A 13,813-nucleotide genomic window follows, 5' to 3' on the forward strand; every position below is an offset into this window, starting at 1 on the left:
TATTAAAAATCAATGGAAAAAGGATTAATAGATGCTTTAGAAATGACAACCCGGGCTTCGTAACCCTTTTGTTCAAGTTCCTCACTCAGCTGCGCCGCAAGCCGGGAGACGAACGGCAGCTCTGTTTCAAAATGACCGGCGTCAATTAAATGAAGTCCAAGCGCCAAAGCGCCCTGAGCGTCATGATATTTTACATCCCCCGTAATCAAGAGGTCACAGCCAGCTTGAGCCGCTTCTCTATAAAAAGAACCCCCTGCGCCTGGCACAACAGCCACGCGGTGTATGAGCGCCTCAGGCGAACCAATCATTCTTGTTCCAGGCGCTTTTAAAGCGTTTCTGACGTGCCGCGCCCAATCCATGAGCACCCAGTTCTGTCCGCCGGCTTCAGTGTGCGGTATTGAGGCGACAGCCCCAAACCCATAAACCTGCTCTGGCGCCTTCAATGGCCACAGGTCATAAGCAGGCACTTCATAGGGGTGTGTCTCCAGCATTGCTTTCACAACTGCTCTGACGGCTTGCTGAGGAACCAGAACCTCAAGCTTCCTCTCTGCCACCTGTTCACGGACATTAACCGCTCCAATTGCGGGCTTCGCGCCTTCCAGCGGCAGAAATGTGCCAGTGCCTTGTGCGCTGAAGCTGCACTCTGCATAAGCACCCAGATGACCGGCGCCACTTTCAAACATTGCCTTTGCAACCGCTTCTGTGTCATGTTCCGGTACGTAGACAGCAAGCTTGAAAAACGGCTCTTTAAAAACCTCACCCATAATTTCTGACCTTTCAAGGCCCAATGCCTCAAGCAATGCGTCCACAGTCCCGCCAGGTGCGGCGTCCGCGTTGGTGTGAGCGACATAAACGCCAATTCTGGAAGCTGTCAGCTTTCGAAGCATAGCTTCTACCGGGCTGCTTTCCGTCAAACTTTTTAAAGGCTCAAATATAAGTGGATGATGACAGACAATCAGGTCGGCATTGACATCCACAGCCTCCTGGATGACCTCCGGGGTAATTTCCAAAGCCACAAGGATTTTATTAACGGTGCTGTTTAAATTGCCCACCTGAAAACCCACATTATCCCAAGACGCGGCTAACCGGGTCGGAAACCTGTCTTCAAGGAGCTTGATTATTTTTTTTGAGTTGACAAGCACGTCTCAACCTCCTTCAGCAGCTTTAAACGCGCTTCAAAAGCGCCAATTTCAGTTTTCTCACTGTTCTTCGCCTGGGATAGCGCCCGGAGCACGCCTTCAGTCTTTCGGATCCTATGCGCCAAATACTTCATGGCAATTTCGTCTTCAGACCGGAACATGTCAACGCCCATTTCAGCAGTCTTGAAATCGACCTGCAGCATGCTGATGCCAGTATAACGAACAGAAAAGATCTCATAAAACTTCTGGCCTTCCTGCGCAACGCGCTCTTCAATAATTTCAAAGCCATTTTCCAAAAGCCAGACCCTCAGCTCCCGAATAGCCACCATAGGCTGAAGCACAAGACACTTTAGAGTCTTGACCAAGGGAAAAGCTTCGAGGATCAAATCACGTATTAAAAATCCGCCCATGCCCGCCAGTACAGCAGTATCTACCTCTTCAGGACCATATACCTCAAAGCCTGAGCCAAGACGTACTTCTATCCTATCTTCCAGAGCTGCCATAGCAACGACTTTTCTCGCATTTTCCACCGGTCCTTGGTGTACGTCGCTGGCTATGACCAGCTGCGCACGTCCGGACCGAATTAAATCCACCGGCACATAGGCGTGATCACTGCCAATATCCGCCACTTTCGCCCCTTCCGGCACCAAGGCGGCGACCGCCCTGAGCCTTGGTGTCAATCTCAATTTCACAGCGCTGCAATCCCCCTCTAATCGACGAAAGGAAATTGGACTTCACAGGAAGCCAGGTTACGACTTCCACTGCGCCAATTTCCTTCCACTTTAGCCGGCACGCCGGCTTACAACTGCCTGTTCCTCATGCCTATTCCAGATAATCCTTGAGCTTTTTGCTTCGACTAGGATGCTTCAATTTTCTTAATGCTTTAGCTTCAATTTGACGAATCCTCTCACGGGTGACATCAAACTGCTTCCCAACTTCCTCAAGCGTTCTGGCACGACCGTCCTCAAGTCCAAATCTCAGCTTCAGAACCTTCTGTTCCCTTGGTGTAAGGGTCTCGAGCACCTCCATAAGCTGTTCTTTTAGCATGGAGAAAGCCGCGGCATCTGCCGGCGCCGGCGCGTCGTTGTCAGGAATAAAGTCACCAAGATGGCTGTCCTCTTCTTCGCCTATAGGCGTTTCGAGAGACACGGGCTCCTGGGCTATCTTCAGTATTTCTCTGACTTTTTCAACACTCATGTCCATTTCCGCCGCTATTTCCTCTGGTTTTGGATCGCGCCCGAGGTCCTGCAGCAGCTGACGCGATACTCTGATCAGCTTATTGATGGTTTCCACCATATGCACTGGGATCCGTATTGTTCTGGCTTGATCCGCAATGGCGCGGGTTATAGCCTGACGAATCCACCAGGTCGCGTAAGTGGAGAACTTGTAACCCTTCCTCCAGTCGAATTTCTCGACGGCTTTTATCAAGCCTAAATTGCCCTCTTGAATGAGGTCGAGAAACAGCATACCGCGACCGACGTAGCGCTTCGCTATACTGACCACAAGTCTGAGGTTCGCTTCACAGAGCTTTTTCTTAGCCTCCTCGTCCCCTTCTTCCATACGCTTGGCCAGCTCAATCTCTTCATCCCCGGTCAACAGCGGCACTTTTCCAATTTCCTTGAGATACATACGCACTGGATCGTCAATGCTAATGCCCTTAGGAAGTGAGATATCCTCAATATCTACCTCTGGTTCTTCTGCGTTTTCATCATCTTCCAGTATAGGCTCATCATCCAGCAAATCTTTCTCGCCTATGACCTCAATGCCCATGGAAGCCAATGAGTCATAGATGTCTTCTATCTGATCCTTGTCGATATCGAGCTCCGATAAGCCGTCTTCGATTTCCGAATAAGTAAGATTGCCTTTAACTTTTCCTTTATTCGCCAGCTCTTTGACGGTTTCAAGATGCTGCGGATCTATTTTAGCCAATCGACGTCCCTCCTCTCAAGGAATCTCTTTCCTTGACCGCTTCTGCTTTCATTTTCTTCAATTCCATTTCCTTTCTGATCAAAACGAGCTTGAGCTGTGTAACCTCCGCTTGGCTGAGCGCCTTTTCCCGTGGTTCCTCCAGCTTTTCCCTTTCAGCTCTGAGCGCTTCAATTTGTGCATCCAGCTTTGCCAACTTATAATGGATCCTGGTCACCATAGCCTCCCGGGCCAAATTATCATTTACAATGCTCTGTCTGGCCAGCTGATCGAATCGCACAGCTGTTTCTACATCAAACATCTCTGCAACATCTTCATGCGCAACAGCGTCATAGACCCTGTAATAAAGCTCCAGACATTTGAAAAGCGCCTTGAACTCCTTGTTTGTAAGCTGCTCAAGATCCAGCTCAGAACAGACGAGTTCGAATGCCGTTTTGCCTCTAATGGCAATTTCGAGCATTTTTTTCTCGAGTTCAAGCATAGCATTATAATGCGTGGTGTCAATTGCTACTTTCTCAAATTGCTTTTTGTTTTCATAACTAGGTCTGGACTTGGAATGTCCATAGACTTCTCTATAAATGGCGTTGACATCATAGGACTGATCTTTTGCCACGTAATCTATATAATAACTTTTTTCAACGTCGCTGTCGAGTCCCCTTATGATCATTGCTGCATTTTTTAAATACTCAAGCTTTTCATTTGGTGCATTTAGATTGTATTTATATTTTGCGGCTTGAATTAAGAACGCCGTGGACGACACAGCATCCTGCACCAGCTTTCTAAAAGCCTCCGCGCCATTCATCCTGACAAAGTCATCCGGATCCTGACCGACAGGCAGCGTCAATACCTTAAGCTTGGCTTTCATACCCTTTAACAGGCTCACACCTCTAAGCGCGGCTTTCCGGCCAGCTTCATCACCGTCAAAGCACAGTGTGACCTCATCCACATACCGGTCCAGAACCCGGGCATGGGCTTCAGTCATTGCCGTTCCCAAGGTTGCCACCACGTTTGAAATTCCAGCCTGATGAAGCATGATCACATCCATGTAACCTTCAACGATTATGACGCTTCGCAGCTTTGACAAGGCTTCCTTTGCCTGGAGAATGCCGTAAAAGGCAGTACCCTTGCTGAAAATCACTGATTCAGGTGAATTCAGATATTTGGGCATTTCGTCTCCAATGGCCCGCCCGCCAAAGCCAATTATATTTTGTCGCTGATCCTGAATGGGGAAAATCAGCCTGTTTCTGAACTTGTCATAATAGCCATTTCCATTTTTGCGTTGATCCACCAACCCCACCTTCAGCAAATCAGGGATTTGACGAGGGTCAAAGTGATCTGTCAACGGTTGCCAGGCATCCGGTGCAAAACCGAGACCAAACCTTCTGGCCGTCAGTGCGTCAATGCCCCGGCGCTTCAGGTAAGCTTGAGCCACCGGATCTTCCTTCAGCTTTTTCAAGTAAAAGACTGCTGCCTCACGATTAATTTGATAAAGTGTTTTTTTCAGTGATGCCGTTTCTTGCTCCTGAACAGAATTTTGCGTTCGGTACCTGTCCAGATCCAAACCATAGCGTTCTGCCAGCGCTTCGACAGCATCAATGAAATCCAGGCTTTCGATAGCCATGTAGAAGCCTATTGCATTGCCCCCGGCACCGCAGCCGAAACAATGGTAGAGCTGCTTATCTTCTGAGACGATAAAGCTTGGTGTCTTCTCATTGTGAAATGGACATAGTCCTTTGTGATTTCTTCCCGTCTGCTTCAGCTGAACATACCGGCCAATAAGGTCGACAATATCTACGCGTTCAAGCAAAGCTTCTGCGACGTCATTTGTATACTTAGACATATTGTACCCACTTTTCTTAAGGAAATATCCTGTATAGAGAATTCAACGTCTGTTTTAATTTTCCTTTATTTTTTTAAAATCAAAATAGTTTTTCATATTTAAGGATCTCATGGCGACAACTAAAATCAAAACGTCTCTGCCTTGACGTCATCTGCAGCTTAATTAGGTCCAAAAGTCCGGTACAAACAGCTTTTGAAACTGAAGTACAGCATACCGGTCCGTCATGCCCGACACGTAATCCTTAACAGCCTCTATGCCCTCTGAACCCTGATAGAGCTCAAAATATTCCTCAGGCATCTCCACAGGATGGTCCCTGTAGTAGTCATAAAGCATCCTGAGCACAACGCGGGCCTTCTTCTCTTCTTTTTTAGCGTCCAAATTGAGATAGACATTGTCAAACATAAACTGCCTCAGCCCAATAAAGGCCTCCGCAATTTCAGGGCTGAAGGAAAGCTGGCTTAAGCCACGGCTTTGATTGACAACATCAATGATTAAAGTGTTGATCCTTTGACTGTGGGATTTTCCCAAAACCCTGAGATAAGGCTCCGGAAGCTCGGAAGGATGCAATACCCCTGCCCGGAGTGCGTCATCAATGTCATGGTTGATATAGGCAATCCGATCACTGAAGGAAACGGCTTGACCCTCCAGTGTCTGAGGTTTTTTCCCGCCGCTGTGGCTCAAAATCCCATCCCGCACTTCGTGGGTCAAGTTCAGGCCGCGCCTTCCGTCAGTTCTGATCTCAAGAAGATCCACCACCCGCAGACTTTGGGCATTATGATCAAAGCCGCCGGGATGGATTTGATCAAGCTCCATTTCCCCGCAGTGACCAAATGGTGTGTGTCCTAAATCATGGCCCAAAGCTATGGCTTCAGTCAAATCCTCATTAAGTCGCAATGCTCTCGCAATAGTCCTGGCGATTTGCGAAACATCCAATGTGTGTGTCAGCCGAGTTCTGTAATGATCCCCTTCTGGTGATAAAAAGACTTGGGTTTTATGCTTCAAGCGCCTGAACGCTTTGGAATGCTGAATCCTGTCACGGTCTCTCTGAAACGCCGTACGAATAGCACACTGGTCCTCCGGGATCAACCGACCCAAAGAATCCTTCGCCAGCATGGCATGCTCAGACAAAATCACCCGTTCTATAGCTTCTGTCCGTTCTCTGATGGACATTAGCCCCACCTCCGTTTATGGCGCTCGCTAATAATTCGATACGCCCTCCCTGGAATCCTTTATTTCTAAAATCTTTTTTGCTGTTTTTACTTTTTCTCTCGAAGCAAGGGAAAAAAAGAGGAAGCGGCCCCAACAGAACTTTAAATGTCCCTTGAAACCGATTCCTCTCAATTCTGAATGCTGAAGTTCAATTAAGACAGCTTTGGCTTAAACGCGTTCCCACACTTTCAGATCCTTATAGGTCTATAGATTGATCCCCGTCTTGCTCTCACCGTTCTTTGCCTTGATAGCCGCTTGAGCTGCAGCCAATTTTGCGATTGGCACTCTGTACGGTGAACAGGAAACGTATTCGAGACCAATAGCATGACAAAACTCGACAGATTTTGGCTCGCCGCCATGCTCACCACAAATTCCGAGCTTAATATCCGGCCTCTGCGCCCTTCCAAGCTCAATAGCCATCTTCATCAGCTTGCCAACACCTTTTTGGTCAATCGTCTGGAAGGGATCCTTTTCAAAAATTTCTTTCTTGCGATATTCCGGCATGAACTTGCCAGCGTCATCCCTGGAAAAGCCCAGCGTCATCTGAGTCAAGTCATTGGTGCCAAAGGAGAAAAATTCAGCGTGTTTCGCAATGTCGTCCGCAAGCAGTGCAGCTCTTGGAACCTCAATCATAGTGCCCACTTTGTAGTCTATTTGAAGGCCATGCTCTTCAAGGACCTCGTTTGCAGTTTTTCTGACGAGCGGAGCGAGAATTTCAAGTTCTTTTTCAAAACCGACCAGTGGGATCATGACTTCAGGCTTCACTTTGAGATCAAGTCGCTTCACGACATCCACAACGGCTTCAAAAATTGCCCTGACCTGCATTTGATAAATTTCCGGATAGGTGATAGCCAGTCGGCAGCCCCGGTGTCCCAGCATTGGGTTAAATTCCTTCAAGTCATTGACTATGGATTTCAGCTCAGCTGCTGAAATCTTCATATCTTTGGCAAGTGCCTCAATATCCTTGTCCTCGTGAGGTAAAAACTCGTGGAGCGGAGGATCAAGGAGGCGGATCGTAACAGGTCTTTCACCCATGGCTTCGAAGATACCTATGAAATCTGCCCTTTGGAATGGCAGAAGAAGGTCAAGGGCTTCCTTGCGCGCTTCAATAGTCTTGGCGACAATCATGCGGCGCACTACAGGAATGCGCTCCTCTTCGAAGAACATGTGCTCCGTTCTGCAAAGGCCTATGCCTTCCGCGCCAAATTTCACGGCGACTTTGGAGTCTCTTGGATTATCCGCATTTGTTCTGACTTTGAGGACTCTGTGCACATCCGCCCAAGCCATCAGCTTTCCAAAGTTACCTGTGAGTTCGACTTCCTTCGTGCGGATCTTTCCAAGGAAGACCCTTCCATTGTTGCCGTCAAGGGAAATATAGTCGCCCTCTTTAACGACCAAACCGTCAACATGAAACTGCTTGGCATATTCCTCAACCTTTATTTCACCGCATCCCGCCACACAGCATTTGCCCATGCCCCTGGCGACGACCGCCGCATGTGAGGTCATACCCCCGCGGGAGGTCAGAATGCCCACACAGCTGACCATGCCTTCAATATCCTCCGGCGACGTCTCCTGTCGAACCAACATGGCAGGAATCCCTTTCGCCTGAGCAGCGACGACATCCTCAGCGCTGAAAAAGACTTGTCCGCAAGCAGCACCCGGCGAAGCTGGAAGGCCTTTTGCGATCTCTTTCGCGTTCGCGAGATCAACCTCATCAAAGGTTGGATGGAGCAGCTGATCGATTTGATCCGGCTCAAGACGCATAATGGCAGTCTCTTCGTCTATCAGGCCTTCCTCCACAAGATCGACTGCAATATTGACTGCTGCCGGCGCAGTTCTCTTGCCGTTTCGGGTTTGCAGCATAAACAATTTGCCGCGTTCAATAGTAAACTCTATGTCCTGCATATCCTTATAATGTGTTTCCAATTTCTTGGATATTTCAATAAATTGTTTGTACACCTCAGGCATGATCTCTTTCAGTTCTGAAATAGGCTTTGGCGTCCTGATCCCAGCAACGACATCTTCGCCCTGGGCATTCAATAAAAACTCGCCAAAGAATGCACTATCTCCGGTTGATGGATTTCGTGTAAACGCGACGCCGGTACCTGAAGTGTCTCCCATATTGCCAAAGACCATTTCTTGAATATTTACCGCAGTCCCAAGATTATGCGCAATATCATTCAAGTTTCTGTAAATATTTGCCCGCGGATTATCCCAAGACTCGAAAACGCTGTTGACTGCCATGATCAACTGAATTTCAGGCTCTTGTGGAAACGGTTTTCTTGTCTCCTTCATAACAATATCCTTATAAGTCTTGACCAATGCCTTCAGGTGATCTACCGTCAGATCCGTGTCATAAGTAAGGCCATTGTTGCGCTTGGCAGCTTCTAAAGCATGCTCAAAATTGTATTTCGCTACCTTTAGAACGACATCACTGAACATCTGGATGAATCTGCGATAGCTGTCATAGGCGAATCTTGGATTTTCAGTCAACGCTGCCAGGCCTTCAACTGTATCATCATTGAGTCCAAGATTCAAAATAGTATCCATCATGCCAGGCATGGAGAAAACAGATCCTGACCGGACAGAAACCAATAATGGATTTTCCTTGCTTCCAAATGTCTTTCCTGTAATGCCCTCAAGTTTTTTCAGGTATTCGAAAATCTGAGAATTAACCTCTTCGCCTAAATTTTTTCCGTTTTCATAATAAGCATTACAAGCTTCTGTTGTAATGGTAAAACCGTTAGGAACCGGCAGTCCAATACGTTTCATTTCAGCCAGATTTGCGCCTTTTCCCCCCAGAAGTGCTTTCATGTTCGCGTTGCCTTCTTCAAAGAAATAAACCCATTTTTTCATAAGATCTCATCACCTCATATAAGCATATTTTTTTTCATGATTTCGACAATAATATTAGCTGTTTCCTCGACCGCTCTGCTCGAGACGTCAATCACCGGACACCCAAGCTTTTTCATCAGTTTTTCTGAGTATTCCAGTTCTTCCAAAATCCTTCCCATGTCAGCATAAGAGGCTTGACTGTCCAGCCCTAAGGCTTTAAGGCGCTCTAAACGAATCTCATTCAGCTTGTATGGGCTTGTCGTGAGTCCAATAATCCTGTTGGCCGGCACTTCAAACAGTTCTTCCGGAACTGGGACTTCCGGCACCAAAGGAATGTTGGCCACTTTAATATTTTTATGAGCGAGATACATGCTTAAAGGCGTTTTGGAGGTCCGGCTGATGCCTACAAGAACCAAGTCCGCTTTTTTGACGCCTCTTGGATCTTTTCCATCATCATATTTAACAGCAAATTCTACCGCCTCGACTTTTTTGAAGTAGCGCTCATCCAGCCTGTGAACGAGACCCGGCTCCCCTGCCGGCTCGAGACCAAGGAAGTTGGAAAAGACATCCATGACCGGAATCAACAGGTCCACCATAGGAATGTTATAGCGGCTACATTCCTCTCTCAGCTTATCCCTGAGATTTACAAGAACAGTTGTAATAAGAACAATGGAGCGGTGTGCTGAGGCTTCTTCAACAATTTCCATAATTTGTTCTTCGTTTGAGATGAAAGGATAGCGCTTGATCTCGTACTCATTTCCTCCAAACTGCTCGGCAGCGGCCCGGGCCATCATTTCGCCGGTCTCACCCAACGAGTCTGAAATGACATAGACATGAAATTTCTTACTCAAACCAATCACCCCCCAATTTGTTCCCAATTTCTACAAAAAGCTTTGTAATATTGGTCTTCGAGAAGCGCCCGACAATACGATAAAAGACCTGACCATTTCGGAAAATTTCGTCCACCACCGGCAGCGCGTCAATTTCGTGCTCCATAATCTTCCTCGCCGCTTCAACAACGGGCTCACTTGGAGCAACAGTCACAACATTGGGCATCCTAGTCATTATGATACCCACTGGCATCTGATGTATATCACCTCCGCCAATCGCGGCCTTCAGCAAATCTTTTCTTGAAATGATTCCAGACAGATAATGCTCTTCATTCGTGATGAAAATTGAGCCAACATCCTCAAGAAACATCAGTACCACAGCATCATAGACGGATGTGGTTTCCAATATGGCCACAGGCCTTGATTTTAAATCACCGACACGGATCGCGTTGAGATAATCCGCTATTTTTTGACGCTCCATACTCCCAACATACATATAACCTACTTTGGGCTTGGCTTCCAGCATTCCGGACATGGTCAGCAGATTTAAATCTGATCGAATTGCGGATCTTGTGATATTCAGCAGACTGGCGATTTGTTCACTGGTAATGGGGCCCTCGCGTTTCACAATCTCCAGAATTTCATGGTGGCGCTCTTTGAGTTCTATATAAAACACTCCTCTCCGTCTAATGTGTTGCACTATTTAGCGCGTTGAGTCTATTCTACTACACTTTATCTTGTTTATCATTATATTTAACCGCGAAATTTATGTTTTTTTTCCAATACACTTCCAAGAAAAAAAGCTGACGCATGAGCAGAACTTTTGTCTGCTTGTGCGCCAGCTTTGAAGTGTACAGTTTATAAACAGCTTAACTGACTTAGAACGCCTGACTCTCTCTAATCAAGTCAATCAGCTCTGCAATTGGGACTCTTTTTTGCGTCATTGTGTCGCGGTCACGAACCGTCACTTGCCCATCCTCGAGGGAATCAAAATCAAAGGTGATACAAAAAGGTGTTCCAATTTCATCATGCCTGCGATAACGCTTGCCAATACTGCCTGAGTCATCATAATCTACCATAAATTCCTTGGACAACATCTCGAAGACCTTGACAGCCTCATCGTTAAGCTTTTTCGCGAGAGGGAATACCGCTGCCTTGAACGGTGCAAGCGCAGGGTGGAATTTCATTACCACCCGGTCTGAACCATCCTCAAGCGTCTCCTCCTCATAGGCATCCACGAGAAACGCCAGCGTCACCCGGTCCGCGCCGAGTGACGGCTCAATGCAATAGGGAACGTACTTTTCATTCGTCATTGGATCAACATAGCGCAGATCCTCACCTGAGTGGGTCATGTGCGCCTTCAAATCAAAATCCGTTCGGTCTGCTATACCCCAAAGCTCACCCCAGCCAAACGGAAAGAGGAACTCAATATCCGTTGTCGCATTTGAGTAGTGGGAAAGCTCTTCTTTTGCGTGATCCCTGGAACGGATGGAGGCATCCTTCATGTTCAGATTTTTAAGCCAATCCAGACAGTACTGCTTCCAGTAATCAAACCACTCAAGATCCTCCCCAGGCGCGCAGAAAAATTCCAGCTCCATCTGCTCAAACTCCCTGGTTCTGAAGGTAAAGTTGCCCGGTGTGATTTCGTTTCTGAAGGATTTCCCGACCTGTGCAATACCAAAAGGCACTTTCTTTCTCGAAGCTCTTTGAACGTTTTTGAAATTGACAAAAATGCCCTGAGCCGTTTCCGGACGAAGATAGATTTGAGTGCTGGAGTCCTCGGTAACGCCCTGGAAAGTCTTGAACATCAGGTTAAACTGGCGGATTCCCGTAAAGTCAGCCTTTCCGCATTCCGGACACTTGATGTGATTTTCACGGATATAGGCTTCCATCTGTTCATGAGGCCAGCCGTCAACGACGCCCTCTTTGCCGTGCTTCGCAAAATGGTCTTCAATAAGCTTGTCCGCCCTGAAACGCGCTTTACAAGCTTTACAGTCCATAAGCGGATCCGCGAAACCGCCTACGTGACCAGAGGCGACCCACGCCTGAGGGTTCATAAGAATTGAAGCATCCAACCCAACATTGTATTTGGATTCCTGAACGAATTTTTTCCACCAGGCTTTTTTGACGTTGTTTTTCAGCTCAACACCCAGAGGACCATAATCCCAAGTATTTGCCAGGCCGCCATAAATTTCAGAGCCCGGAAAAACGAAGCCACGGGTCTTAGATAATGAAACAATTTTTTCCATAGTTACCTTTGACATCAGATTCCCTCCTGCTTGTTTAATAAAATATAACCGCAAATAAAAAGGCTCTTCCATCCCGATTAGGGACGAAAGAGCCTGTCTTCCGCGGTTCCACCCTAGTTGGCAAAATGCCCACTTTGAGACGATGCTCCAAAGTGCCTTCAAAGGAACGCCATACCGGACTCGCACCTGTCGCCGGCTCTCTGAAATGTCTAACCCTTTTACTCCTCTTTTTCAACGCATCCGTATGAATTTAAATGGATTGTACCACAGGCCTCCAGTCTTGTCCAGACGGAAAACACAGTGATTCTGAAACTTCTGAGCTGCCCTGCGGCTACTTTTCATCCTCTTCCACAGCGCCGTGCTCCATGAAGTGACCTTCTCCGAAATAATGGTCATCCTCTTTCTCGTAGGACTCGAGCTCCTCTTCATCCACGACTATGGAAACGCCATCCGGATCATGCGCAAACTCATCCTGTGGATCAATTTCCACTTCAGAATCCGCAGTTTTCTTAAGCTTATCCTTCACATTCTGCACCGTCTTCTCTGTCGCGTCCATAAAATTCTTGAAGGACTCTTCCGTCATGTCATTGAGATCCAGAATTTCGCCATCCTCTTTGACGACTTTAATATGACAGCCTGTCGCCACTGCTGCGAGAATCCCCGCAATCGTAGCCGTGGTAAAGACCAGCGCCGCGACGCCGCCAGCAATGACGGGAATATTCATGACCTGATGCTCATTTTTCATAACGAGAATCCGGGTGATGACGCCTTTGCTGACAAGCTCTCTGAGCTTCTCGATCAAATCTGTCCCGCGGTTGATGAATTCACTTCTCTGCTTCTCACCGGAAGTCTTCAGAGACTCAATATAAATCACGGCTTCAAGCACGTCGCCTCCGCAAATTTCAAGGGCTTCTTTAGCAAGTTTGTAATCCGCATCCGTTCTGTTGCGGACCTCATCAACCATTTCAATTGTCACAGTACTCATCAGATCACTCTCCTCAAACTTTTCTAATGGCTTTCAAGAACTCAAGACTCTTGTATTCTTGATACCCCAAATGCTGGGTCATGAATCTCTTACATAAGATATCCAATTTGTGAACGTATAAACGATTTATTTTTGTGACAAGTAAAACCTCAACGCCCTGGTTCTTAACGTAATCCATAATATTAAACAGCATGCGTCCAATCCTGTCGTCACTTTCCAGCGCGCAGGCCTGGCAAACCGCCCCGCCTTCCACCACATTGAAAGCCTCATGCGCACCCTCTGCGCCACACCGCACGCAGCGCTTCAGCTGAATATCAAAACCCAGTACCGACAGCAGCTTCAGCTCGTAGACCACTTTGACCCAGGAAAGGTCGAGAGCCCCGGAATCCGCAGCCTTTTCTCCTTCTGTTTTTTGCCGATGGTCGTAGCCATTCATCCCTCTCAAAACCTCAGAAAGCAGCTTAAACATCCCCCGGTTTTCCTCGCCCTCCTGAAGCAGCTGCGCGGCAGTCTCCAGGAAATAAGCGCCATAGCCCATCAGCAATAAATCCTCCTGAATATGTCTGAAAGACTCCAGAACATCCACACTGCGAACCCTGTTCCAGGAAGCGCCCACATCCAGGACAAATTCCCCAAGGGTAAACGGTTGTGTGGTCGCCGCGACCATGGATCTTGAAGACTTCGCACCTTTCGCTATGGCCTTCAGCTTGCCGGAGCGCTCCGTTAGAAGCGTCACGAGCGCGTCGTTGTCCTCAAGCCTGCGCTTGGACAAGACAATGGCTTTAGTCGTCAGCAGCATA

At 47.5% G+C, this 13,813-nt stretch carries 11 protein-coding genes; all 11 read right to left on the reverse strand.

Annotation, left to right across the window (positions count from 1 at the left end; genetic code table 11):
* Positions 1-2: 2 nt before the first annotated feature.
* Positions 3-1,142, reverse strand: coding sequence for a Nif3-like dinuclear metal center hexameric protein (locus BLP63_RS02905; RefSeq protein ID WP_092589383.1), 1,140 nt, complete (start codon positions 1,140-1,142; stop codon positions 3-5).
* Entirely contained in the window at positions 1,118-1,831 is a 714-nt protein-coding gene (locus BLP63_RS02910; protein WP_170829250.1) for a tRNA (adenine(22)-N(1))-methyltransferase, read from the reverse strand. The genes BLP63_RS02905 and BLP63_RS02910 overlap by 25 nt, the downstream gene beginning before the upstream one ends.
* Before the next feature lie 130 nt (positions 1,832-1,961).
* Entirely contained in the window at positions 1,962-3,068 is a 1,107-nt protein-coding gene (rpoD, locus tag BLP63_RS02915; RefSeq protein ID WP_330387073.1) for an RNA polymerase sigma factor RpoD, read from the reverse strand.
* Positions 3,061-4,905: a DNA primase gene (gene dnaG, locus BLP63_RS02920; RefSeq protein WP_092589385.1), complete on the reverse strand. Its 1,845-nt coding sequence runs from the start codon at positions 4,903-4,905 to the stop codon at positions 3,061-3,063. Before dnaG ends, rpoD begins: the two co-directional genes overlap by 8 nt.
* Positions 4,906-5,067: 162 nt before the next feature.
* Entirely contained in the window at positions 5,068-6,075 is a 1,008-nt protein-coding gene (locus BLP63_RS02925; protein ID WP_092589386.1) for a deoxyguanosinetriphosphate triphosphohydrolase, read from the reverse strand.
* 243 nt (positions 6,076-6,318) lie between these two features.
* Complete coding sequence (gene ppdK, locus BLP63_RS02930; protein ID WP_092589387.1) at positions 6,319-8,970, reverse strand: pyruvate, phosphate dikinase; 2,652 nt, start codon at positions 8,968-8,970, stop codon at positions 6,319-6,321.
* A gap of 14 nt (positions 8,971-8,984) precedes the next feature.
* Positions 8,985-9,800 carry a pyruvate, water dikinase regulatory protein gene (locus BLP63_RS02935; protein ID WP_092589388.1) on the reverse strand — a complete coding sequence of 272 codons (816 nt, stop codon included), beginning with the start codon at positions 9,798-9,800 and terminating at the stop codon, positions 8,985-8,987.
* Complete coding sequence (locus tag BLP63_RS02940) at positions 9,793-10,455, reverse strand: helix-turn-helix transcriptional regulator (RefSeq protein ID WP_170829251.1); 663 nt, start codon at positions 10,453-10,455, stop codon at positions 9,793-9,795. Before BLP63_RS02940 ends, BLP63_RS02935 begins: the two co-directional genes overlap by 8 nt.
* Before the next feature lie 202 nt (positions 10,456-10,657).
* Complete coding sequence (locus tag BLP63_RS02945; protein WP_170829252.1) at positions 10,658-12,043, reverse strand: glycine--tRNA ligase; 1,386 nt, start codon at positions 12,041-12,043, stop codon at positions 10,658-10,660.
* A 316-nt stretch (positions 12,044-12,359) separates the two neighbouring features.
* Positions 12,360-13,013: a DUF4342 domain-containing protein gene (locus tag BLP63_RS02950; protein WP_092589389.1), complete on the reverse strand. Its 654-nt coding sequence runs from the start codon at positions 13,011-13,013 to the stop codon at positions 12,360-12,362.
* A gap of 13 nt (positions 13,014-13,026) precedes the next feature.
* Positions 13,027-13,812 (reverse strand): DNA repair protein RecO, encoded by a 786-nt coding sequence (gene recO, locus BLP63_RS02955; RefSeq protein ID WP_092589390.1) that lies wholly within the window; start codon positions 13,810-13,812, stop codon positions 13,027-13,029.
* Position 13,813 lies beyond the last annotated feature (1 nt).

The organism is Acidaminobacter hydrogenoformans DSM 2784, assembly GCF_900103005.1.
Classification (GTDB): Bacteria; Bacillota; Clostridia; order Peptostreptococcales; family Acidaminobacteraceae; genus Acidaminobacter; species Acidaminobacter hydrogenoformans.